At 36.0% G+C, this 23,977-nt stretch carries 21 protein-coding genes and 1 pseudogene; 2 read left to right on the top strand and 20 right to left on the bottom strand.

Going from position 1 to position 23,977, the window contains the following annotated elements:
• Nucleotides 1-144: 144 nt before the first annotated feature.
• From FZF09_RS18765 to FZF09_RS18720, 11 genes and pseudogenes are all read right to left on the bottom strand, one after another.
• Nucleotides 145-1,413 carry a TRAP transporter large permease gene (locus FZF09_RS18765; protein ID WP_158738123.1) on the bottom strand — a complete coding sequence of 423 codons (1,269 nt, stop codon included), beginning with the start codon at nt 1,411-1,413 and terminating at the stop codon, nt 145-147.
• Between the two features lie 9 nt (nt 1,414-1,422).
• Entirely contained in the window at nt 1,423-1,893 is a 471-nt protein-coding gene (locus FZF09_RS18760; protein ID WP_158738122.1) for a TRAP transporter small permease, read from the bottom strand.
• Between the two features lie 155 nt (nt 1,894-2,048).
• Entirely contained in the window at nt 2,049-3,092 is a 1,044-nt protein-coding gene (locus FZF09_RS18755) for a TRAP transporter substrate-binding protein (RefSeq protein ID WP_158738121.1), read from the bottom strand.
• Nucleotides 3,093-3,211: 119 nt separating this feature from the next.
• Nucleotides 3,212-3,787 (bottom strand): amino acid synthesis family protein, encoded by a 576-nt coding sequence (locus tag FZF09_RS18750; protein WP_158738120.1) that lies wholly within the window; start codon nt 3,785-3,787, stop codon nt 3,212-3,214.
• 141 nt (nt 3,788-3,928) lie between these two features.
• Nucleotides 3,929-4,588 carry a DUF4286 family protein gene (locus tag FZF09_RS18745; RefSeq protein WP_158738119.1) on the bottom strand — a complete coding sequence of 220 codons (660 nt, stop codon included), beginning with the start codon at nt 4,586-4,588 and terminating at the stop codon, nt 3,929-3,931.
• A gap of 24 nt (nt 4,589-4,612) precedes the next feature.
• Entirely contained in the window at nt 4,613-5,785 is a 1,173-nt protein-coding gene (locus tag FZF09_RS18740; protein ID WP_158738118.1) for an amidohydrolase family protein, read from the bottom strand.
• Between the two features lie 36 nt (nt 5,786-5,821).
• On the bottom strand, nt 5,822-7,291 hold the full coding sequence (locus FZF09_RS18735) for a 4-hydroxyphenylacetate 3-hydroxylase family protein (protein WP_199256824.1): 1,470 nt from the start codon (nt 7,289-7,291) through the stop codon (nt 5,822-5,824).
• Nucleotides 7,288-7,779, bottom strand: coding sequence for a flavin reductase family protein (locus tag FZF09_RS18730; RefSeq protein WP_158738117.1), 492 nt, complete (start codon nt 7,777-7,779; stop codon nt 7,288-7,290). The genes FZF09_RS18735 and FZF09_RS18730 overlap by 4 nt, the downstream gene beginning before the upstream one ends.
• A gap of 190 nt (nt 7,780-7,969) precedes the next feature.
• The gene (locus FZF09_RS18725) at nt 7,970-9,502 is read right to left on the bottom strand and encodes a sigma-54 interaction domain-containing protein (protein WP_158738116.1); all 1,533 of its coding nucleotides are present in this window, start codon (nt 9,500-9,502) and stop codon (nt 7,970-7,972) included.
• A 276-nt stretch (nt 9,503-9,778) separates the two neighbouring features.
• Nucleotides 9,779-10,365 (bottom strand): annotated as a pseudogene (locus tag FZF09_RS22880) (transposase); the annotation flags it as partial.
• Between the two features lie 97 nt (nt 10,366-10,462).
• Nucleotides 10,463-11,860, bottom strand: a complete 1,398-nt coding sequence (locus tag FZF09_RS18720) for a hypothetical protein (protein ID WP_158738115.1) — start codon at nt 11,858-11,860, stop codon at nt 10,463-10,465.
• 400 nt (nt 11,861-12,260) lie between these two features.
• Between FZF09_RS18720 and FZF09_RS18715 the strand changes: the two genes are divergently transcribed.
• Both FZF09_RS18715 and FZF09_RS18710 read left to right on the top strand, forming a co-directional pair.
• A complete protein-coding gene (locus FZF09_RS18715) occupies nt 12,261-13,931 on the top strand; it encodes a thiamine pyrophosphate-binding protein (RefSeq protein ID WP_158738114.1) in 1,671 nt (556 codons plus the stop codon).
• A 179-nt stretch (nt 13,932-14,110) separates the two neighbouring features.
• Entirely contained in the window at nt 14,111-14,689 is a 579-nt protein-coding gene (locus FZF09_RS18710) for a UbiX family flavin prenyltransferase (protein ID WP_158738113.1), read from the top strand.
• Nucleotides 14,690-14,851: 162 nt separating this feature from the next.
• Here the strand turns inward: FZF09_RS18710 and FZF09_RS18705 are convergent, their stop codons facing one another.
• The 9 genes from FZF09_RS18705 to FZF09_RS18665 form a co-directional block, all read right to left on the bottom strand.
• The gene (locus FZF09_RS18705) at nt 14,852-16,219 is read right to left on the bottom strand and encodes a UbiD family decarboxylase (protein ID WP_158738112.1); all 1,368 of its coding nucleotides are present in this window, start codon (nt 16,217-16,219) and stop codon (nt 14,852-14,854) included.
• 286 nt (nt 16,220-16,505) lie between these two features.
• Entirely contained in the window at nt 16,506-17,198 is a 693-nt protein-coding gene (locus FZF09_RS18700) for a GntR family transcriptional regulator (RefSeq protein ID WP_158738111.1), read from the bottom strand.
• 233 nt (nt 17,199-17,431) lie between these two features.
• On the bottom strand, nt 17,432-18,304 hold the full coding sequence (locus FZF09_RS18695) for a cytidyltransferase (protein ID WP_158738110.1): 873 nt from the start codon (nt 18,302-18,304) through the stop codon (nt 17,432-17,434).
• 132 nt (nt 18,305-18,436) lie between these two features.
• Nucleotides 18,437-18,895 carry a flavin reductase family protein gene (locus FZF09_RS18690; RefSeq protein ID WP_158738109.1) on the bottom strand — a complete coding sequence of 153 codons (459 nt, stop codon included), beginning with the start codon at nt 18,893-18,895 and terminating at the stop codon, nt 18,437-18,439.
• 57 nt (nt 18,896-18,952) lie between these two features.
• Nucleotides 18,953-19,303, bottom strand: coding sequence for a cupin domain-containing protein (locus FZF09_RS18685; RefSeq protein ID WP_091583834.1), 351 nt, complete (start codon nt 19,301-19,303; stop codon nt 18,953-18,955).
• 2 nt (nt 19,304-19,305) lie between these two features.
• Nucleotides 19,306-20,001: a DUF2848 family protein gene (locus FZF09_RS18680; RefSeq protein WP_158738108.1), complete on the bottom strand. Its 696-nt coding sequence runs from the start codon at nt 19,999-20,001 to the stop codon at nt 19,306-19,308.
• Nucleotides 19,998-20,789, bottom strand: a complete 792-nt coding sequence (locus FZF09_RS18675) for a carbon-nitrogen family hydrolase (protein WP_158738107.1) — start codon at nt 20,787-20,789, stop codon at nt 19,998-20,000. Before FZF09_RS18675 ends, FZF09_RS18680 begins: the two co-directional genes overlap by 4 nt.
• Nucleotides 20,790-20,812: 23 nt before the next feature.
• Nucleotides 20,813-22,282 carry a 4-hydroxyphenylacetate 3-hydroxylase family protein gene (locus FZF09_RS18670; protein WP_158738106.1) on the bottom strand — a complete coding sequence of 490 codons (1,470 nt, stop codon included), beginning with the start codon at nt 22,280-22,282 and terminating at the stop codon, nt 20,813-20,815.
• A gap of 280 nt (nt 22,283-22,562) precedes the next feature.
• A complete protein-coding gene (locus tag FZF09_RS18665) occupies nt 22,563-23,966 on the bottom strand; it encodes a UbiD family decarboxylase (protein ID WP_158738105.1) in 1,404 nt (467 codons plus the stop codon).
• Between the last annotated feature and the right edge of the window lie 11 nt (nt 23,967-23,977).

Below are 23,977 nucleotides of genomic sequence, written 5' to 3'. Positions count from 1 at the left end.
TATTATGCCAACATTAAAACGGCTCTACCTCCAGCGTTTTCACAAAAGCAGATTTGAAAATATATTTCTTTGTTGAAATGCGGTTTTCATTATTGAAAAGAATTTGATTTGATAGATTATATCTCAACATTGAATTATTTGTTGTTACTGAACTAAGAATGTGGATAAAGCTGGGAATAGAGTAATTACTAATAAAGCAACAACACTAACTATAATAAAGGGAACTAAACCTGGCGCAAGTTTAGAGATGGACATTTTTAAGTTAGCTGAAGCTACAAAAATATTAAGCCCGAAGGGAGGGGTGTACATTCCAATTGCTAGGTTAACTGTCATTATAATACCAAAATGAATCGGATCAATTCCAACAGCTGAAATGATAGGAAAGAAAAGAGGTGTAAATATCAATATAGCAGAGTTCGGCTCTACTACCATTCCAATAAAAAGAAGAAGAACATTTATTAAAAGTAAAAGGAATATTGGTGACATGCCTAATTGGTCTACCCACATTGCAAGCGACTGCGGGAGCTGTTCTATGGAGAGATAATACGAAAAAAAAGACGAAGCAGCTACCATAATAAATATTTTTGCAGTTAAAAGACCTGAATCTATGGCAATTTTGAACACATCTTTAACATTTATTTCTCTATAAATAAATAGGGCGATGAATATCGAATATACTGCTGCTACAGCTGCTGACTCAGTTGGCGTAAAAAAACCTGAATAAATCCCACCAATGACTATGATAGGTACACCTAATGCCCAAACGGCTTCCTTAGTTTCTTTCCAGAAGCCTTTTGCATTTATATTAATTTTTTCTTCTATATTATTTTTATTGACATAGAAAATGATATATAGCAAATAAAACAAGCCAATTACTATACCAGGTATTATACCCGCTATAAATAAATCCCCTACTGATACATTCGCAGATATGGCATAAAGTATCATAGCTATACTCGGAGGAATAATCAGGGAAATTGCTCCCACCGATGTAATCAAACCTGCTGAGAATCGCTCTCCATAACTGTCTTTTAAGTGTGGATGTACAATTTTACTCATTGCAGCTACAGTGGCAGGACTCGATCCTGACATAGCACCAAACAAATTAGAAGCAACTACCGTTGTTAAGCCCATTCCCCCTTTTACTCTTCCAACAATGGAACCCGCCCAGTCTACCATTTTTTGGGCAATACCTCCTTTTGACATTATCTCAGCAGCAAAAATAAAATACGGGACAGCCATTAAAGCAAATTTATCCAAAGCACTATACATGGATTGAATAATTGTGATCGCAGGAACGTCTAAAAATAAAAGGATTCCTAAAAAAGATGGAAGAATAAAAGCTATATATATCGGTACCTTTAGCATCATTAAAAGAAAAGTAAAAACCATTATTAGTATAAAACCCGTCATTATTTAACCTCACTTCCTCTTAACAAATTTATAACCAAAAAATAACAATGTAATAAAAGCCCCTAAAGGAATGCTCATCATTACCATATATAAAGGAACCAGTCCATCAGAACTCATTTGGTTCAACTGGTATAATTGATTCGTAATAAGACTGCCATAATAAAGAAGTAACAAAGAAGTTATAATTACCAATATATCAATAATAATTTTTATTATTGGACGTAGCGGTAGTGGTAGGATATCATATAAAAAATCCATAGAAATATGTTCATCATTCCAAAAGACAAGCCCACTACCAATAAAAACAATCCACATAATTAAAAAGATAGATATATTTTCAATACCGACAAAAGAAAAGTTAACCATTTCTCTTAAAATTACATTTAAAAATAGCAAGAATAAAGATAGCAGCATAAGTAGACCGATAAGTCCATACAACATCTTGATAAAAGAAAACAAAAATACGTTTATTTTTCTCATTTTCCACCTCACCAGTTATTCGAGTCTACCTCACGATCACCCCGGAAAACTTTCTTCTTTTTACCAAATAGCGTTTAAAAGGAAGGAAAAAACTAACGTTAAGATAGTCTCTGCGAAGACAGAATCTGCACAGAGACTATGTTACATTCCTTTCCTTATTTTTTTATTTCTTCTAAAGCCTCTTGCATATCTGGAAACTTTTCAATAAAACTTTGTTCTACTAATTTAGCTCCCTCCTTCATTTCATTTATAAATGAGCCGGAGTCTTCTATAATATTAATCTCGCTGCCTGCTTTTATATTTTCTAGTTTTTCCTCTACTACCGCCAATTCTTTTTCTATTCTCTCTACCATCAGTGAATTAGCCGTATTTTTTAAAATATCCTGATAATCATCAGGTAAACTGTCAAACCAACCCTTATTAACATAAAATATATCAATCACAGCACCATGATTAGATATAATCATATTCTCTTGTACTTCCTGCAACTTAAGATCATGAATGGTGCCTATATCATTCTCTTGCCCATCGACCACACCTTGCTGAAGAGAACTATAAAGCTCAGGGATAGCAATAGAAGTGGGGCTGGTCCCCCACTTAGAAAATGTATCATTTAAAACAGGAGCCCCCATCGTGCGAAAATCTTGTCCTTTTAGTTCTTGAAATGTATCCAGTGATTCATTAGAAGTTATGGCTTTCATTCCAATTGGCCAGAACGCTAATCCTTCCATTCCTTCTTCACCTAAAGTTGATAATATCTTTTCCCCCGTATCCCCACCTAAGACTTCCCCGATGTGATTCATATCTTTCCATACAAAAGGCAAGTCCACTATATTTAATTTTTCTTGGACTCCTCCAAAAAAAGCAGTTGGCTGGACAGCAGCTTCTACATTTCCTAAAGGCACAGCCTGCATAAGTTGATTGTTATCTCCTAATTGATTAGAGGGATAAATATTTACAGCTATCTCATTGTCTGTCTTTTCCTCTACTTCTTCTTTAAACATCTCTAATATTTCATGTCTTGGGCTTTCAGCACTTAAAGTGTGGCCTATTTCCATCGTAATTTCACTAGAACCCTCGTTATTTACCTCTTGTTCTATGGAATCGCCCTCGGTTTCAGCAGTACCCGATCCACTTGAACAACCTGTCATAGCAAGCACCAATATCAAAAGCAGGAGTATCCATTCTTTTTTGGGCATGTTTCGCTTTCCTCCTCTTTTTTTCCAGTTAAAAGGTTCTCTTTTCCATAGCGGCCATCTAAAAATGTGAAACCAAACTAATATAAAGATGAGCTAATATTCCAATAATTTTTGGATTTTTATACTAAACCATCCTCTTTCTTTGCTTCTGCAGTCGTCAACCCTCCTACTCTTGCATTTATTCTTCCTCGGTTAGCAATACAGCAAATAACTGCAATTTCATCTTCCAAAGGTGCATCATGTAAAGTTATTGACATGCCATCATAGTGGGAACGAACATAGAGTGCATCCTTAAAGGCCAGCGGAATATCAATTGTATGTCCTGCAGTTGCTCTTTTCGTCATGGAAGAAACCCATGCTTTGCCTCCACCTACACTATCACGTAAAATATTTCCAAAAACGGTGGTCAACATAGCTACTCCATGTTCTTGTTCTCCTCCTGTTCCAACTACTGCAGCCTTTCCATAACTCTCTGCCTGATATTCTCCCATGGCCATCACAGCTTTTTGTGTTATCAAGTGAGCAACTTCTTCACTTTCTTCTATAAGCAATGACAAATCTTCATGATATTGACCTGCCATAGGATTTTTCACTACTGCTACTACTCCGACTTTTCGAAGATCTGTTCCATCATCTGACTTTCCCATTTCGCTACGAGATTCTTCTATCACAGTAAATAGTTTTCTTATTTCCATAATGATTCATCCTTTCAATTTATTTTGGCTGTTTTCTAAACGTTTGTTGCTTTTGATAAAATAAGTGCTCAAATCCACTACAAGTGGACGCTTTAGTACTCCATCGATGTATCAATAAAAATAACAATCTATAAAGAGCCTTTATTTTTTGGAAGTAAAACTATTTATATATTCAAATAAAAAATAACTTCCCTTAAACCATTCTTCTTTTGCAAGTTTATCTCTCCACGACGACTTACGTGCTTCTTGTCGTTCTTTTGATTCAAGAACCTTTGTATTCGTTAAGTAATGTAGAGCTATATGTGTCCAGTTTTTTGGCTCACCACTTTTGATCCTATATCTTCTGCATGCTAGCCAATTTGGGTTCTTAAGAAGAGTAGGAACATGATCAGTTATGTACCAATCATTAAATTCTTCCTCTCTTTCACTTGGAACTTCAAACATCACAGGATAAAGGATAGGTGCATCATAAGGATCTTCCTCAACTTGTACATTTATTTGTTCGCTAATTTGGTCTCCGACATATCTAGTAAAACCTTCAACAGAAGTCAACATCCGTTGCGTAAGATCACTAGGTTTTTCTTTAATTTCTTTATATTGTTGGCTGTCCATTACACTAAGGTCATCCATTTCATATAATGCTAAATATTTATTACTATTTATTTCTCTGTACCTTCTTGCTTTTTGAAAGCCATCTACCTTCATTCGTAACGGAATATGCTCTGTATCATACCAATTGTTAAATTGTTCCTCCCACGAACGTTCAGGAATCATTTCTGAATATAAAATGGAATTTTTCATAAGAATCCTCCTTCACTGTACTATTTACATCCATACTTTTAAGTTTTCGCTAACTACTTTTATATTTTTAATTGCAGGCGGAGTATTCCTACTTTTCAGATATCTTAAAGTACCATCAGTAAAACACCCTGCTATAGCTGGAATGTCTCCATTTTCGATAGCATCCATTGCTGTATTAGTTGTCCCACCCAAAGGAGCATCTACTATTAATAAATCCGCTGGTTTTCCTTCGGCTAGCGTTCCCGCTTCAAGTCCATATGCTTTTCCAACATTACCTGTTGCAGCTGCTACCATTTCACCTGGAGAACTATTTGTTAAGCTAGTTAATTCCACGATAGATTTTAATACTGCCAAAGGCATTGTACCGGTTCCTGTCGGTGTATCACTTGCAATTAATACTCTGTGAAACTCATTTGCTTCTTTTGCTAATTCCACTGTTTTTAGGGCGGAACGTAAATTTCCTGCTTGAACAAGTTGCAGTGCAATATCTGTGTCGAAGATAACTTTTTCTAATTCGGTATTATTTAATGCAGTGGGTCCTCCGTTTACATGCCCGCTTATATCAGGAAGCATTTCTAATAAATCTTCTGCTGTGACAGGGGAGGATCCTGGTATAGAAGCACCACCGGTATGACACATTACTTTGAAGCCATGTTTTTGTGCAAAGCGAACAACTTCAGAGGCATCTTTTGGTTTGTTAAATGCACCAAACCCTGCTTTTGCCAGCCAAACTCCTTCTCTTGCTAATTCTTTAAAGTCTTCTTCACTTAAACCAGGCTCTAGTATGACTGAGCCTCCATGAACAGTCATACCACCGGGGCGAAAATTATTAAAACAACGTTGAGCCATTAAAGCTAATGCTTTTACTCCTTCTATATCTTTTGGTCTCCCTGGAGCGTGCACTTCACTTGCCGAAATGGATCGGGTAATACCTCCATGAATATAACTTTCTAAGAAATCCACAGTTTTTTGTCTCGGAGTGTAATCACCAAGGACAACATGAACATGAGAGTCTATTAAACCTGGAATAATGGAAGCGCCATCTGCATCCACTACTACATTACATGTTGTTAAATCCACATCACTCCCCATGTGAGTAATTTTTTTATCTTCCATAACAATACAATCAGGTTTGGTGATGGGGTTATCCAGTTGACCTGTTAAAACAGTTCCAATGTTAATTATTGCGGTCTTCATTAATAAAACTCCTTTCCGTTTCCTACTAATTCTTCGTTAAATAGATTCCTGTAATGTTTCCTCCAAGGAATAACTATCTAAGCAATCAGCCACTAATTGATCAGCTTCCTCAAAACCGTAATACTTATATGCCTGCCCTTTGACAACGAAAGGCGGTCCGCCATAAAATCGTTCATACTGTTGGTGACGTCCAGCAAACTCTGACCCAATAATGTCCCATGCCAATTTGTATAGTTTTACTCGTTCTTCTGCTGTCACCCCTGGAGACTGAACATATCTTTGAATATCTTTGACTGTTTCATCACTCGCAAAATCTTTGTAAGAGGATGGAAGTTGAATCAATCCACCACCAGCTAATTCTCGCGCCAACTCTAATACACTGTTGTTTAGTTGAGGCTGAAGCGCCATCGCGCTATATAAAAACCGGGGATTCGGTACGTAAACTCCATTTTTGTTTGGTTTAGCTGTAGATTCGGCGGCTAGCAATAGACCTTCAAAAACTGATATTCGTGAAATTAACTCTCCAAGTTGACCTTGTACAGGGGGCATTTTAATCGTACCGGTAGTCATCGTCATTTTCTTCACAAGCCCCGCAATAAATTGCAATTTGCTGACAAACCTAACCTGGGCCTGAGTATTTCCAAAGTTATGTGCTGGAGTACTAAAAAACTGTTTATAGGTAAGATCAATATTACAGTATACAAATACTTGTTCCCAAGGTACAAACACATCTTCGAGAACAGCCAGAGCATCTGTTTCATCAAATCTTGTAGAAAGTGGGTAGTCATAGGTGCTTGGCTTATCCATCGCATAACCCCGTCTCAAATACAGTTTCAACCCCGGAGTATTCAATGGTATAGCAACTGAAACAGCATAGTTTTCATCTCCGGGACGGAGGGGTTGAATGCAAGATAGAAACAAAAAGTCTGAAACGGCCCCACTGGTTGCTAACATTTGAGCCCCACGCAGCACTATCCCATCTTTTTTTTCTTCATATACCCCAGCTGCCAAATAAGGATCTTCTTGTTCATGAGCCGGTTTACTACGGTCAATTTGCGGCTGCACAATAGCGTAGGAACCAAATAAATGATTGTCGCGAGCATATTCATAGTATTGCTGTACATGGTCAGCATAAGATTGCCCTGCTTCAGCGAACAGTTCAGGTGAACTGGCAAAACCAGCCAAAAAATTGGCAACATGTTCGGGGCTGCGTCCAACCAAGCCATAGGTTAAATCCGCACTTTTTTTCATAGCTAGACGTTTAGCAGTTAAATCTTCTTTTGATCTTGGAATCATATAGGCTTTACTAACTGGTGCCCCTGTTTTTGGAGAAGTATAAGTCATCTCCTGTTTTGGATCAGCCATATGATCGTATAAACGGGAAATGGTTTGCGAAATACCCGATAAAGCTGGATGATCTGGTATATTTTCAACTCGTTTCCCATCAATATAAATTCGTCTTCCATCGTTTAAACTGTTTAAATACTCTTGACCGGTTCTCATCATACCTGCTCCCCCTCTAATTGCGCCAATTGGCGGTATTTCCCCTTATAAAAACATAATGGATCTCCCTCGTCTGTCTTTATATCGTGTACTTCACCAAAAAAGACAGTGTGATCTCCTACTTCCACTTCGCGTACCACATGACATTCTAAATTTACAAGAGCATCTGCTAAAAATGGTGCTTTTCGTTGCTCCGTCTCAAACGAGAAACTAGGTACTCCTTCAACTTTTTGGTTGGCAAAATATTTTGATACATCAAGTTGTTCATTTTTTAATACATTAACCCCAAAATAGCCTGCCTTCTGGATCTTCTCTAAACATTTTGCACGATGATCCACACAAATTAATAATATCGGAGGTTCTAATGACACAGAGGATACTGCATTAGCAGTCATGGCATGCGGTTCATCCCCCCCATGAACAGTGATGACAGTTACCCCGGTAGAAAAACAACCGAGAGCGTTACGAAATGTCCTAGCATTAACTTGCATATAAGTACCTCCTTTCCAAAGGAAAATAAATGAATAACTTTCCCTTTATATACATTGCAAGATACATACCAAAACAAACAGGTATATAAATCAATATTCCTATTAATTTTTATATTCTGAATCATTCATTTTTGAAAAAACCATTTCAAAAATGAAATAAACATGGACAAGAATGGACAAGAAACATTTATCAGTTATTAATTTTTCTCCATAAAGTAGTAGCACTTACTCCTAATTGTTTTGCTGCTTCTTGTTTATTATCATTTACTTCTTTTAACACCTTTGCAATGTATTCCTTTTCAAAACGTCTTATTGCTTCTTCTAATGTTTCTTCTTTATAAGTAGAATGTTTGGTTTTATCTTCAAATAAATAGTGTGGGAGATCTGTACTTTGAATCAACCCTGTATCAACCATATTAGCTATCCATTCTATACAGTTTCGTAATTGTCGTACATTCCCAGGCCAATGGTATTTGTATAAGACTTTTAGAGCATCTTCACTGCATCCAGAAAGACGTTTATTAAGTAATATATTAAATTCTTTAATGAAATGATTGACTAAAACACTGATGTCTTCCTTTCTTTCTTTAAGCGATGGAATATGCACAGGTAAGACGTGCAGTCTATAATAAAGATCTTCTCGGAATTTCCCCTTTTCAATTAATTCTTCCAAATTTTTGGTGGTCGCTGCAATAACACGAACATCCACCTTTAAAGTAGTTGTTCCACCTAGAGGTGTTACTTCTTTTTCTTGTAAAACTCTTAACAACCTTGTTTGAAGGCTTAGATCCATTTCACCGATTTCATCAAGAAAAACCGTTCCATTATGAGCGTCAATGAACAAGCCTGGCTTACCAGTCGTGTTTCCCCCTGTGAAAGTGCCTTTTTCATAACCGAATAATAAACTTTCGATTAAATTTTCAGGAATGGCTCCACAATTAACGGAAACAAATTTCTTATGTTTACGATTACTATGATTATGAATAGAATGCGCAAACAACTCTTTGCCTGTGCCAGATTCACCTAACAGTAATACAGATGAAATACTCTTCGCAGCTTTTTTACTTATGTTTATCGTTTTTTTTAAGGCGGGACTTTGACCTATTATATTTTCAAACGTATATTTCGCATTCCCTTCTAAGGTATTTTCCATTTTTTTTTGAGGTGATAAAACACTTAATTCTAGACCTAATCCTTTACTAATAGGTATTAAAATACTTTTTCCTCCTGGGATGATTCCAGAGTTTACGACATCAGATTTATTTAAAGACATCGACGTATAAGCATCTTTATTAATTTGTCCTATTGCGTTTTTATTTACTGAACCATCATCATTGACACTATGTAATGTTTCTCCTATTTCATTGTATAAAGAAGCTTCTCCGCCTATAATACTAGAAATTAAAGAAAGTGACTCTTTGAGAGAATTTTCTATCTGTATTTGCCTATTTTTTTTTCCATCATCCGTTACCACTAGTGCATATTCACCTATAGGTATAGCCCAAATTTTTGCATCTCTTGCTAATTCTGAAGGACCTGAGAGCACCTTTTTTTCTTTGATGGCTTGTTCCACCAATTCTAATTTTCGATTTTCTAAACTATGAATAGAATTCCCCGCAGAATCTATTACTTTTAATCTATTCCCATTTTTATCAGCTACAGCAACAAATCCATCCGTTAACTTCGCTATTATAGGCAATGAATTCATTAAAGCTTGTTCCAATATTCCAACCTCCCATCAAAATTATTCTTGTTTGGAAGCTCCCTTTTCTTACTAGTTTCACAAATGAAAAAATTTTTCTATTTTGAATAACTTCATTATATCCTTTAGGCAAGTATGATATCTAGTTTTTGTAAAAAATGACCCTTAAACTAGGAGGCCACTGAAAAACTGAAGGATCTTTAATGGTATGATTAAAAAACCGCCCTTTTTGAATACGAAAATTCCAAACGGGCGGTTTTTTTCTCTAATTTCGAAGGGACTTTACCCTTTACCCCTTTATGAGTTTACAATTCGTTTCACATTGGCGGTGAAAATGGCTATGGCACCTTGAATGTGCATGCCTTTGAGACCCGAAGATGAGGCGACCTCATATCCGTGTCTAATCTTCAATTCGCTATTCTTGGCTTCAATCTTATATCGTTCTTTGGCTTCACCTTGAATTCGGTGCTGTTCTGAAAGGCCAATTGGTTCGTATGTTCCTCAAATTTCAAGCTGACTGAGTAACTCTTGGTTTTGGCACCAGGCTTATAACACCCTTCTTGGAGAGGGCAACGTTTACATTTCTCTACATTCAAAATAGTAGGTATCTACCTGATTTGTCGCTTGGTTCTCCTTAACTTGGCGTGATTTCCGAATGGCCATGTGACCAGCTAGACAGACGTGCATCCTGTATATTTATTAAATTCAAATTCATCTTCTTTCTTTCGATAACCATGGGAAACGGAAGAATTCAATTTGAAAATGAGTTCAATTTCCTTCTCTTTGGCGTAAGTCGGATTTCCCTTTTCCGAATAAGCCGCATCACCAGTGACTTCCTTAATCTTGATTCCAAGTGCCTCGCTTTTCTCTACTAAAGTAGGAATATACAAAATAGATATGCAAAAACACTTCCTTCTAATCTTTCAACGGGAAGTGTTTTTTATAACTCGATTTAAAATGTAACCTGAACCTTATTTCAACTTATAGTACAAAATGAGCAACTTGAAGAAAAATAACCACTCCCGCCAAATAAGCAAAACAGAATGGAAAATTCCAATTGGATATTTTAAAAGGAGTTTTTTTAACAATATTAGACATGATTCCTAATGTCGCATTATAAGGTCCCATTAAAAAAGCTGGCACAGAACCTCCAAGCAGGGCGATTGTCATCACAATTGGAGACAAACCTAAATCGCCTGCGTTTATTGCTTCGACAATTAAAACGAAAGCAATAGCAGGATGAAGTCCAATAAAAGCAAGCGTTACAGGGACAAATGGCAAGACAACTAAAACCATTTCAATCCCAATCATCTCTATTATGCTGCTTAAACAATCATTTATCGTTTGATTAGTCCCAGATATATTCATGGCAGAAATAAAAAAACCTGCTGACAGAAAGAGAAAAAATTGGTCTTTCATTTTTATTATTTGAGTTTTGAAATGATTTTTTAGACCTGTTATGTATTCTCTTTCCTTTCGTAAAAACAATGTCCATGTAAAGGAAAATGGAATAACTAAGAGACTAATGAGAAATAAAAAACTAAGATCCATGAATTGTTCGGTTGTTAAGATAACAATGTTTAATAATACTATCGCTGCTAAAATGTGAAACAAACGGAAGATTGATTTTCCTTCCTTTGAAGCAGAGACTTCTTGATTAGAACGTTTAATTTCTTCCGAAGCAGCTCCTTCCATTCGAATTGCTTTCGATTTTTTTGCATAGATATGAGCTATTGCCCAATCGAGAAGGAGCCCAACAATACTTAGCGGAATCAGGATGGGAAGTATACTGCTGTAGCTAACACCTGTCATTTCAATGACCGTCCCTACAATTGGTGTAACAGGTGTCCACAATAAAGGCATAGCAAACCCATGAGTGATCGAACGAGATAAAAAACGTTCTTTATTTTTAATCGTAAAAATACGGACAGAAGGACTGATAGAATAGTAAGTCATGGGAAGTGCTGCTAGATTCATAAAAGAACTTAAAAAATAGGACATGCTTGAAGAAACCATATAAAGTTGTCCAGTGCTCTTTATTTTTTTTTGAATCACCGCTTCAACTTCATATTCGTATTTCCCAAGTTTAATAGGTAAAGCAAGAATTGGAATTAATGCAAAAAGAGTAATTAAATTTAACATTTCACCAAAAGCGAATAAATAATGAGTCCATTCCACACTACTATTTATCAACATCATTGTACCTGTAAACAGAAAGACTAAACCAAAAGTTAGGACAATCTTACTTACAAATATCACACTAAACAAAACAATTAAGAAAGAAACAGCGGATAAAAACATGTCTAATATCGGTTGTGAAACTAAATTAGACAAAAGATACAAACATATGGCAAGTAAAAATAAAAACCTTAGCATCATCCACCTCCTGATATTTTTTCTATTAATTATTTTTAAATAATAATATTTATTTGATTTTTCTACCTTGCTCCCTTTTGGGATGAATCATCGATAATAATCGTCGTATTATAATTAAGTTACTAAAAGTTTTTCATTCTCATGTACCTATAATTTAATCGGTGATCAACTTTTATTAAATATAAAATATTATTCCAACCCCTTGATTTTTCTGAATATTAGTGTAATACTAACATCTAAGTATTATGTATACAAAACATTGTATACTATTATTGAAGTTTTTTTAAATGGTTGCTTCCTATCAGGAAAAACAATTATTGACATAGACGCCTCTAGATAAGTCAATGAATTTGAGAGAGATTATTACAGTACCAGAAGTTTTACGTATAGAGGAGAGGATGAAATGGGAATAAATGGCGCTCAAGCTATTGTTCATTGCTTGGAAAAAGAAGACGTGACTCACGTGTTCGGGGTGCCAGGTGAACAAATCCTTGCTTTTGTGGATGCAATATACGACGCACCGTCTTTAGAATTCATATCTACACGCCATGAAGGCGGGGCTTCGTTTATGGCCGAAGCTTTTGGAAAAACAACTAACAAACCAGCTGTATGCATCGGAACTTCTGGAGTTGGAGCATCAAATTTAACTCTTGGGATTCATACTGCTCATCAAGATTCTACCCCAATGATTGTTATCATTGGGCAAGTGAATAGTAAATACAGAGGAAGAGAAGCATGGCAAGAAATTGATCTTGATTTTTTTTATTCTCATATCGCCAAATGGTCTGTAGAGATTAAGAATGCTGCACGAATTCCAGAGATTATGCATCAAGCTGTTCATCTATCTAAAACGGGTAGACCTGGTCCTGTTGTTATATCCGTTCCCGAAGATATTTTGTCCGAAAATACCGAGGTCGAAGCCTATTTTTCCTTGAATATAAAAAAGCCAAGTATTTCTTTAACAGACGCTAAGGAAATTATTGCGTTACTTAATAAATCAGAAAATCCCCTCATTTTTGCAGGAGGTGGTATTACTGCTTCTAATGCAAAACATGAACTCATCCAGTTTTCTGAACAAAGTGGAATACCAGTAATGTCAGCATTTAGACGACATGATGTATTTCCCAATGATCATCCTCATTATTTAGGAAACAGCGGGCTTGGAAGCTTTCCAGAATTAATGGAAACTTTAATAGATTCTGATCTTATTTTTGCTATAGGTACCCGGTTGTCTGAAGTCTCCACACAAGGGTATTCTTTTCCTACCAAAAATCAAACTGTTATTCATCTGGATGTTGATGAAAAAGTAATCGTTAAACAGTCGTTTTCATCTCAAGGTTTCGTATCAGATGCAAAAAATGCTTTGAATCTTTTACTAGAACAAGTTTCAAACCTTACGTTTACAACCACTAATAAAGAATGGGCACAACACCGCAAAAAAATTTACGAAGAAGTTTTGTTGGAACGAAAACAAAATCGCATAAAACAACATATCCATGGCATTTCAATGGAAAAACTCGTAGACAGCCTGTACAACATTCTGCCTGATGATGCTGTAATTACTTCAGATGCCGGGACCTTTTATACATGGTTTGCAAACTATTATCCATTTCATGCTAATCAAAGATATTTAGGTCCAACTTCGGGAGCGATGGGATATGGATTACCATCAGCAATAGCTGCAAAATTAATCTTTCCAGAAAGAACCGTTATATCATTATCTGGTGACGGCGGATTGATGATGACCATACAAGAATTAGAAACCGCTGTACGTTACCATATTCCAATTATTTCATTAGTCTTTAATAATAACTCATATGGAGCTATCCGCCTACATCAGGAGAGACTTTTCCCTAACCGAGTAACAGGATCAACTCTAAAAAACCCTCCATTCGATGAATTATCAAAACTTTTCGGCGGTTATGGGTATAAAGTGACTACAAATGAAGACTTTATTAAAGTCTTCAAAAAAGCACTAAAGAATGACAAACCAACATTAATAGAAGTTCCTATGAATTTAAAATTACTTTCAGCTTCTAAAGGCTTAGATAATAATCAGTTAAGAAACATTTAATCAAACACATTATACTAATGGTGAGCACAAACAATGAAAAATTCTTGGAAACATAAAGTACTATAGTAAAAAAATATAATGAATTAATAGTTCTTGGTCCAAGACAAAAGGGTTATAGTAACAGCTGCTTTATATTATCCTTTTTCTCATTAGAAAGAATGGAAGGTTGGAGATAGTATATGAAAAAAATCATCGTTGCAATTACTGGCGGCTCGGGTGCGATATATGGGATACGCACCCTCCAGCTTTTAAGAGAATTAGGAGCAGAAACACATTTAATTATAAGTGCTTGGGGGAGTAAAACCATTCAAATGGAGACTTCCTACACAGTAAACGAAGTAAAAGAGATGGCTTCTGTTCATTATCATTCTGGTAATCAGGCTGCTGATGTTTCCTCAGGCTCCTTTAAAGTGGATGGAATGATTGTAGCTCCTTGTAGTATGAAGACCCTTGCAAGCATTACTTCTGGTATGGCTTCCGATTTAGTTTCACGCTCTGCAGATGTCATGTTAAAAGAGCAAAAGAAATTAATTCTATTAGCGAGAGAAACTCCATTAAACTTAATTCATGTAAGGAATATGGAAACTGCTATTTTATCCGGGGCCATGATTTTCCCACCCGTACCGGCTTTTTATAATAATCCAGAATCGTTGGATGATGTTATAAATCACACCGTTGGCAGAGTATTAGATCAATTTGGTTATGATCCTGAATGGCTTAAACGGTGGGGTGAGCCCAGTAAACATTCCAACACATAATCATTTAGCTAAATTATGTCATATTAATAATAAACCATTATGCAAATCTTTCTTCCCACATAAGTTTGTTAGTCAAACTAAATGCTCTTCAAATAAGCCCCCTCTTTATGGGAAGGGGGGCTAATTAGTCGTTCATAAATATACCGTATATAAATATCAACTCTATGATAAAAAATCTTTCAGCTCGATTTCTTCCCAATATTTAGGCCATGCACGTTGAAACTCCCTTGATATCAACTGATTCCCTAATGGTTTTGTGGCATCGATCCCCCATTTACCTACGGTTCGAATAGAAGGTGAGTCTTCTTGTACTATATGAGATGTCGGATCCATGGCAGATCCTCTTCCCTTTGGAATAATGATAACGTCATTAGACGGATCCGTACGAGTACTTAAAGCATAATAAACGTCTTCCGAATTATAAATATCTATATCTCGATCCACCACCACAACCTTTTTTGTGTTTGGCCAAGAAGACCCCATTGCGTTTAACAGTACGTCATTCACCTCTCCGTCAACTTTCGGAGTCATTTGTATAATCAAGGAAAGCACTCCTCCCCAAGCTGGGAAAAACACATCATGTACATCTACTTTCATCTCTTTTAAACGGTTGTAAATAATTGCTTCATGAAAAAGCCTAGGCAATGGTTGGTGATCTGTATACGGGGTGGATTGAAAATTACGATATACTGGATCTTTTCGCATCGTAATGCAGGTTACTTCAAAAAAAGGCTGTTTTTGTAGATATGGTGCAAAATATAAATTTGGGGATGGAGAAGGGCCATCATCTTCTAAACGGTCTGGATGTATGTAGCCTTCAATAACAATTTCTGATTCAGCAGGTACCATTAAGTCCAGCGTTTCACATTGTACCATTTCAATAGGTTCTCCTAATATCGAACCGGCTAACTCAATTTCATGGAATGTATCATCTTTCCCACTAAAATTAACGGCTAATTCCACCGCCGGGTGGTGACCGATACAAATGGCCTGAGGCATTAATTCACCTTTTTCTTTGTACTGTTTTAATATACGGTTGGAATCTGAAGTGACATATGATGATACTGCTTTTCTAGGTCCCTTCACTAAAGTCCGAGTATAACAACTATTATAAACTCCTGTGTCCAGGTCTTTAAGTATATTAAATCCGTTTATATAAGGACCCGGATCTGTATTGGTCTGAATAGGAACAGGCAATGTTGTTAGGTCTGCTTCTTCTCCTTTTAAAACTATTTCTTTCACCGGTCCGTCTTTTACAATTTGAGGTTCTACTGGTCCTTTTTTTAATATATTCGAAATAGCTGGTACTACATTATCGGCATCTACCCCTAAAACTTTTCCTTGAAGCATCCTGTTTTTAAATAATTGATCACATACCCTCCAGCCAGGAAATGCTTTAATATTAGTAAACAGTACAGAGGTATCTGCTTGTCCTGTTAATGCGCCTATATAATCTAAAGGCACTTCACGGTTCACTTCTAAATATGTAGAACTTATTTCATTTAAAAAGTCTCTTAAATTTTTACCCAAGTTAAAACCCTCCCGTCCAATAATGTTTAGTATTAAGCGTTCATCATTATGGAATACTGTATACTTAAAACGTCAAAATTGATATATTTTTCAAAACATTTTTAATCTTAACCTTCTATTTAATAAAGCAAACAAATCAAGCCCCTCTCGTTCGGAGGGGAGATGCTGATTTTGTAAGAATAAAAGTACAATCGGTAGACTTTTTATGATTCTGCAATACATAATTGGTGCAAATCATACTGGGAAAGAGACATAGATGTTTTGTATCTAAATCTCAACATATCTCTTATTCATCTCCGGAGTTTTGTAATTCACTTTTTTGAATCATCTCCAGAACTTGACCAGTGTTATTTAAATGTTTCTTTAAAGCATCTGCCGCTAAATCACTATCTTTCTTTTCGATAGCAAGAATGATATCTTTGTGTTCTGATAGTACTTCATCCATCCTGCCGTACTTTTTTAATGCTTTAATACCAATTAACCGAGTCAGCTCGTTTAAATTAAGAATAATTTGTTCAACTATAGTATAGTTCATCACTTTTAAAGGGAAAGAATGAAATTCTTGATCTAGTTCTATAAATTTCAAATTGTCATTTTCTTCTTTGGCTTTTAATTGCTCTGTATATATGTTGTTTAATTTATTAATCTGGTCTTCTGTTATAACAGAGGTCAATTTTTTTATTACATCCACTTCAATCGATGTGCGTAACAAAAAGATTTGTTCTTGTTCAATAGAAGATATATTTTTTACTTGCAACCCTTTTCTTGGAATCGAAATAATTAGGCCTTCTTTTTGTAAATCTTGCACGCTTTCTCGTACCGGGGTTCTCGACGTATTAAGCAAATTTGCCAACTGTACTTCTGTAAAAGTAGTATTCTGGGGAATTTGACCACTTAGTATTGCTTCTTTAATCTGTCTATAAACTCTTTCTTTTGTGGTTTCTTCCTTAACGATTGGACTTAATCTTAAATCACCCATTTTATTCACCTAACTTTAAGAATATAATATATTCGCTATACTAACTATAAGCCAAAATTCTATTTGAATCACGTAACAGATTTCATCTTTTATTAAAAAATTACGTTTATTGTAATGTTAAACCGTAGTTTCTTGATTCAGACAAAGATCAGAGCTGCACTGTCATTATACAATCTGTTAATATACAAAACCTGCCGAATTGTATTTTATATTCAGCAGGCTTCCCATGAACATTAAATCGATACACGAATGGTCTCTATTTGTTCTTTCCATATGATTTTAATATTTTCATCTAGGATGTCATTTCTTTTAATACGGTCATTTAATAATACTTCCAAATAACCATTTTCACTCTTAAAAGGGATAGTACAGACCCCTGCATATCTTTGATGATCTATATCTACTTCAATTTTATACATTCCAGTAACTGGCATCAAATATTCATCTTTAATCGATAAAATTAATAAATCACCTTGGTGATTATTATTAGTTACGGTAATCAGATCCCTGATGTTACCCATTATCTCATAATCATTACCCAGATAATCCCGGATCTTATGCACATGGCCTGAGGACAGAAATTGTCTAATTAGTGTTGAACTAATTTTTTGATGGTGCTGTTCTACTTTTGATACTGTAGTTACTTCAAATTTACCTTTCCCATCAGCTGCTAATTGTTTCATATTCCCTAAACCTTTATATCCGTATTTAAAATCAAAACCAGCAACAACGTGCTTAGCATTCACTCCAGAAATAAATATATCCATGAATTCTTTATAGGAGAGCTTAGAGAAAGGCAAATTAAAATTAATAATATATAATTTGTCGACTCCCATATCTTGTAATATTTCTTTCTTTACAGAAAGGGGGGTTAAGTAATGATTAATTCTACTTTGTTTATTTTTATTTATCACTTGACTCGGATGTGGATGAAAAGTCATCACAGCAAAATCTAATTTCTTTACAGTTGCTATTCTTTTTGCTACGTTCAATATTTCCTTATGGCCTACATGAACTCCATCGAAAAAACCAAGAGCTAAAACAGATGAATTAATACCAGAAGGCAGTATATAATTTTCCGGGTACTCTAAGTATACTACTTCCATCAAAACCCCCCTTTGTGTGAACGCAGTATAAAATTCACATGATATAGAAGTTTTTATGAAAAGCCCACATGACCTTGCTTGATCGAGCTTTGGAAACATTTTTTTAAAAGTGCTATATCCAGTGTACCTAAGTCAGTTAACCTTTTGATATTTACCATTATATAGAGCTAATGGGTTAGACTCATTTACAGCAATATCTGTAACAGCACCAATAAATAAAGTGTGATCTCCTTCAATATGAGCATTTGCTACATCACAAGTCAAATGTACAATCGAATTCTCAAGGACAGGCATTTCATTAAATTGTACAAAATCAATATTTTTTTCTTCTTTGATTTGCCCTGCAAAATACATAGACATGTCTTCTTGCCCTTCCGCCAAAATGCTGACAGCAAACTTGCCAGATTCTTTAATGTACTTATTCATACTAGCTTTCTCATGAACCGAAATTAAAATCAATTTCGGTTCAAGTGAAACAGACATAAAAGCATTTGCTGTCATTCCATGTACTTTTTCATCTACTTTAGTAGTTATAACAGTTACTCCAGTAGTAAACTTAGACATAGCGCTTTTGAATAGTTGATCATTCATATATAATTCTCCTTTTACATGTATGTGATCAAAAATGTTATGCTTATATTATCTGGTTTATTGTCCTTTGGCATAATATCTAACCTCAAAAATCTTACAACCGTTTGGAGCTTTCCACGGACCATGTTTCATCCCAGGCGGACGACAAGCAACCATACCGCTTGTGAATTCTTCATTCAGCTCTAAATCAATAATAGAACCTTCTATAATATAAAGCTCTTCCCAAAAATCATGAAGTTGAACACCATTGGGAGAAGTATCCGTTCCTGGTTCAAATTGAAGTATTCTCGTAGCAACCTCAGATCCAGGTATTTGGGCAATGATTCTTTGCGAGAGTCCCTCTACTCCAGGTATAGATTCCGTTTCAAATTCCTTATAATCTACAAATTCTAGTTCTGGTTTACTCATGATTATACCTCCTTAGGATTTTTAATATCTTCTGCATCTTTTAAAAGATGTACATCGTAATGTAAGGTAATGCTTCTATTTTCAATAGGATCATATAATTCAGCAATGAATTGTTCTCCATATATAAACCCTTCACTCAGCAAAGGAAGCGTACCACAAAATATAACAGAGTCTGAACTATAATAGTTTCTTTCTTTGATAATATTTACTAAGTCTTCAGGTTTCATAAACTCATTTAACTTTCCAGATTGGTACAAGTGCCGGCCATCTTTATCAACCATCCAGCTTTTCATCTCAATCTCATCCCAGTAACTCTCTACACTAGCTAAAGGCCACAATTCACTAGTGATCGGCTTCCCGCAAACTTGTTTGGATTTTTGTACAGAGACAGATTCTAACTTTCTATCCGTATGGTCACTTCCAATACCGATGTACCATTGTCCATTTATTTCTGCTGCTATTACTTCTGCTTCTCCACTGCTGTCATTATTAACAACGGATATCTGTTCATCTGTTGTTAATAGTTCCGGTGACAAATCATAGATCATTGGTATAGCCGGAGGCGGCTCTACACCCAGCTCTTCTTCTAATTCTTTAATATGTTTTTGCAGCTGCTCTTGGTCTTTTGAGGTATACCCAGCAATAAGAAGTCTTTTAGGTTTCCATTCTATTTTTTCCTTTCCTATTTGGAACTTCATTGTGCACACACTCCTCTCTCGATCACTCTGTGTTTTAACTGTGGAAATGTCTCTCTTATTTTTTCTATCTGGGATAAATCAATGTCTGCTCTTATCGTTGTTTCAATTTCATCCGCTCTTTTTATTACTGTTCCAAAAGGATCTATAATTTGACTATGGCCTCCTAATTTCACACCTTGTGTAATCCCTGCACAATTACAGGAAACAAGATAGCATTGATTTTCCAAGGCTCTAGCCACATTAAAAATGTTCCAATGTTCAAGTCTCTGATGAGGCCAAGCTGAAGTAACTAAAAATATTTCTGCACCTAAATCTACCTGTGCCCTGTATAGCTCTGGGAAACGAAGATCATAACAAGTTGTTAGACCAATTTTTCCAAAAGCCGTGTCTATAACAGTTGGTTCTTCCCCTCTAGTTAAAATTTCCCCTTCTTTTGAGCCATATCGAAACAAATGCATTTTTCGATATGTCCCAATGACTTCTCCATCCTGATTGAACATAATACTCGTGTTATAATAACGGCCTTCGTCTTTTTCCACGAAGCTCCCGGCAAATATATAACAATTCATTTTTTTCGCCTTTTCAGAAAAGTGCTGGGCAAAGGGGCCGTTTATTTCTTCTGCTTCTTCTGTATATTTATCAAACGAAAAGTAGCCAGTTGCCCATATTTCTGGCAGCACAACCATATCCACATCGTTCACATCATCTAGTAAGCTATCAACTCTATCTATTCTTTCTTGTTTTGTTTCGTCATCTCTAATTTCAAGCTGCAAGGTTGCAATCTTCATTCAAAATCACCTCCATCTCTGCTTTAATTTTGTTTTTCTAGTTCAGGAATGCTATAGCTGGATAAGCATTTTTCGACCAGCTCTACTGTTTCCTGGTAACCATAATTTCTATAGGCATGCCCTTTGGCTACGTGAGGAGCTCCTGCATAGAACATTTCATATTGTTGATGTCTGCCGCCAAATTCTGTACCGATTAAATCCCATGCTAATTTGAAAAGCTTCACTTTATCCTCTGAAGAGACGTCTTCATTACTTGTTTTAATATATTTTTGCATATCCTCTTTTGTTTCTGGGTTAACAAACTCTTTATAGGTGGATGGAACCTGCAAAACGCCACCACCAGCAAGTTCACGTACGATATGCAGCACATCGGTATATAAGGTACTCTGTAGTCCCATAATTCCATATAAAAATCTGGGGTTAGGAACAGCTACGCCTTGTTCATTGATATAGCATTCATATTCGGAAGAAAGTAAAAATCCTTCAACAGTCCCAGCAAGGGATGCCAAATCTCCAAGCCTTCCTTGTACAGGAGGGATTTTATCTGTTCCATTCATTTCTGTTATTTTCTTGGCTAGCCCAATAGCGAACTTCACTTTCGTTACAAACCGTGTTTGAGACTGATTATTCCCTAAAACGTGAGCAGGAGTTTCAAAGAATTGTGCTTTTGTTAGTTCAATATTCTTATATACAAATACATGCTCCCAAGGAATAAACACATCATCGAACACGACCAAAGCGTCTGTTTCATCAAAATTAGTAGACAATGGATAATCAAATGTACTCGGTTTTCCCATCGCATACCCAGGACGCGCATAAAGCTTAAGTCCCTGAGCTCCCATTGGAACAACGAAGGATAGTGCATATTTTTCGTCTCCTTCTTTCAATGGGGTTATGCAGCTTACAAACATGTAATCTGAAACAGCTGCACTTGTTCCAAGCATCTGAGAACCGCGAATGATAATACCGTCTTCTTTTTCTTCATAAACCCCTGTTGCAAGAAACTCATTGTCTAGTTCTGAAGCTGTTTTACTTCTATCGATTTGAGGTGGAATAATGACATAAGATAAGAACTTATCATTATCTCGAGCATATTTATAAAAATTTAGAAGATTCTCTTTATACTGTTCTCCACCGCGAGCAAAAACATCTGGGTTGCTGGCAAATCCTGCAAAAAAACCTGCTACATGGTCCGGGCTTCTTCCGACTAGACCATAAGTTTCTTCTGTCCACCTTGTGATAGCTTTTCTGCGGCTTTCTAAATCTTCACGACTTCTTGGAATCATGTAAATCTTATTTGCACGAGTGCCGTCTTCTGTCTCGTATGTCATCAATTCAGGTTCCTCGTTTACGACGTCATACATTCTAGCAACTGTTTGGCTAATTCCTTTGAAAGCCGAATGAGTTGTAACATTATCAACTCTTTCACCATCAATGTAGATATTTCTATTGTCTTGCAAAGATTCTAAATATTGTTGACCGGTTCTTGGCATTAATGAGTCACCCCTTCTTTTTTAATAAATAGAACTTTTCTAAATACAATCTCTTTGACTCTTCCAAACTTACTTTTATAGTTACTTACTTTAACGTTTTGTTTATTTTATGTATACATAACACAAAACACATAATTCAACATACACTATATACTATTAAAAACTTTCTGTCAATATTCCAATCACTTAACATTATTAAATATGAAGCCTGTCATTTCAGGGGAAGGGCAAGTTTTTAATTCCTTTTTTGGTGCGAATACTGCCGAAATTCTAACGTTTATTATTTGGTCATTGATTCCTCTTTCCAATAAGAGCTTAGCTTATTTTTAGCTTTCCACTGTATATCTGCCTCAAAATCAATCTTTTCCATGTTCGGAATTTCAGTTACTTCATAATCAAAAGGGTCAGCATCTAAAGGAACAGTACAATCCAGTCCCATTTTTGCACTCACTCCGTTGTCTGTAGAAGGATCCAATTTGGAGCCCAGAGCTCCGTGAGCAACGACTAAATCTTTGTCTGCTTGAAACCGCGTCGCCACACACCACTCCACTTGTTCACTATTAAATATATCTATCTCTTCATCTACTATAATGACTTGTTTTATGTCATAATGACCTGCAAATGCAGCAAAAATAACATTCTTTGCTTCACCTTCATTTCTCTTTTTCATCGATACTACTAAATGAAAACGATTTTTCCCCCCTCTGGTTAGATGAACCTCTTTTACCATAGGAGATGTATTGCGAAGAGCACGAAGTAATCCAGCTTCCCTTGGGATTGCACCTAATAAAAGGTTCTCGTCTGATCCAGCCAAGCAAGTCTGAAAAATGGGGCAGCTTCTGTGCGTTATGGCATCCACCGTTATGACGTGCTTATCACTTTCGGGTCCATAATAACTTGGAAATTCTCCAAAAGGTCCTTCAGACTCACGAACTTTTGGTAGTATCTTCCCTTCCAGAACAATTTCCGAATAAGCTGGTACATCAATGTCCACTGTTGTACATTTAACAACAGAAACGGCTTCTCCTTTGATTGCACCTGCAATTTCCAGTTCATCCTGTCCTAGAGGTGCTATAGCCTGTGAGGCAAGCATCAAAATAGGATCGACCCCAAGTACAATCGCAATTTCTAGTGGTTGGTCTCTTTCTTCTGCATACTTATAAAAATTATACGTATGTCTTGGAAGAATTAAGGCTCCGAGTTTGTTCTTCCCCGAAACTTGCAGCCTATGAATAGATACATTCTGCTTACCTGTTTTAGGATCTCGCACAATGGCTAGACCTGCTGTAATATAGTGACCGGAATCCTTTTTATGAAATTTTGGTATGGGTAGCATTGTTAACAAATCTATATCCTCAGTAACAACATTCTCTTGAACAGGTGCATCTTCTCTGTTCATTCTCTGGTTTGGAACAGGATTATCAATCGCATCCAAAAATTTCGTACTCATGTCTTTTAAGCTGCACCCAATCGCATCAGCAAATTGTTCTCTCGTACTAGCTATGCCAGCCACAACTGGTATATCGTAGCCTTCAACATTAGAAAAGAGAACAGGATTCTTTCCATCTAAGTACTTCGTGAAGGCCGCAATTTCATGTGTGATAGACACAGGTTTTTCAACAATACCTATGTTATTGTTAGATGCCATATATTCCAGCCAATTTCGAAAAAAACTACTTTTCATAAGTATCCCCC

Origin of the sequence: Alteribacillus sp. YIM 98480, assembly GCF_009765375.1 — a bacterium.
GTDB lineage: Bacteria > Bacillota > Bacilli > Bacillales > Marinococcaceae > Alteribacillus.
Note: the sequence above shows the minus strand (reverse complement) of the source record. Positions and strands in the feature narration are given on the sequence as shown.

Bases quoted from the DNA above. Each gene is read 5' to 3' on its own strand.
- FZF09_RS18765 (WP_158738123.1), bottom strand. From the start codon at position 1,413: ATGACGGGTTTTATACTAATAATGGTTTTTACTTTTCTTTTAATGATG.
- FZF09_RS18760 (WP_158738122.1), bottom strand. From the start codon at position 1,893: ATGAGAAAAATAAACGTATTTTTGTTTTCTTTTATCAAGATGTTGTAT.
- FZF09_RS18755 (WP_158738121.1), bottom strand. From the start codon at position 3,092: ATGCCCAAAAAAGAATGGATACTCCTGCTTTTGATATTGGTGCTTGCT.
- FZF09_RS18750 (WP_158738120.1), bottom strand. From the start codon at position 3,787: ATGGAAATAAGAAAACTATTTACTGTGATAGAAGAATCTCGTAGCGAA.
- FZF09_RS18745 (WP_158738119.1), bottom strand. From the start codon at position 4,588: ATGAAAAATTCCATTTTATATTCAGAAATGATTCCTGAACGTTCGTGG.
- FZF09_RS18740 (WP_158738118.1), bottom strand. From the start codon at position 5,785: ATGAAGACCGCAATAATTAACATTGGAACTGTTTTAACAGGTCAACTG.
- FZF09_RS18735 (WP_199256824.1), bottom strand. From the start codon at position 7,291: ATGATGAGAACCGGTCAAGAGTATTTAAACAGTTTAAACGATGGAAGA.
- FZF09_RS18730 (WP_158738117.1), bottom strand. From the start codon at position 7,779: ATGCAAGTTAATGCTAGGACATTTCGTAACGCTCTCGGTTGTTTTTCT.
- FZF09_RS18720 (WP_158738115.1), bottom strand. From the start codon at position 11,860: ATGATGCTAAGGTTTTTATTTTTACTTGCCATATGTTTGTATCTTTTG.
- FZF09_RS18715 (WP_158738114.1), top strand. From the start codon at position 12,261: ATGGGAATAAATGGCGCTCAAGCTATTGTTCATTGCTTGGAAAAAGAA.
- FZF09_RS18710 (WP_158738113.1), top strand. From the start codon at position 14,111: ATGAAAAAAATCATCGTTGCAATTACTGGCGGCTCGGGTGCGATATAT.
- FZF09_RS18700 (WP_158738111.1), bottom strand. From the start codon at position 17,198: ATGGGTGATTTAAGATTAAGTCCAATCGTTAAGGAAGAAACCACAAAA.
- FZF09_RS18695 (WP_158738110.1), bottom strand. From the start codon at position 18,304: ATGGAAGTAGTATACTTAGAGTACCCGGAAAATTATATACTGCCTTCT.
- FZF09_RS18690 (WP_158738109.1), bottom strand. From the start codon at position 18,895: ATGAATGATCAACTATTCAAAAGCGCTATGTCTAAGTTTACTACTGGA.
- FZF09_RS18685 (WP_091583834.1), bottom strand. From the start codon at position 19,303: ATGAGTAAACCAGAACTAGAATTTGTAGATTATAAGGAATTTGAAACG.
- FZF09_RS18680 (WP_158738108.1), bottom strand. From the start codon at position 20,001: ATGAAGTTCCAAATAGGAAAGGAAAAAATAGAATGGAAACCTAAAAGA.
- FZF09_RS18675 (WP_158738107.1), bottom strand. From the start codon at position 20,789: ATGAAGATTGCAACCTTGCAGCTTGAAATTAGAGATGACGAAACAAAA.
- FZF09_RS18670 (WP_158738106.1), bottom strand. From the start codon at position 22,282: ATGCCAAGAACCGGTCAACAATATTTAGAATCTTTGCAAGACAATAGA.
- FZF09_RS18665 (WP_158738105.1), bottom strand. From the start codon at position 23,966: ATGAAAAGTAGTTTTTTTCGAAATTGGCTGGAATATATGGCATCTAAC.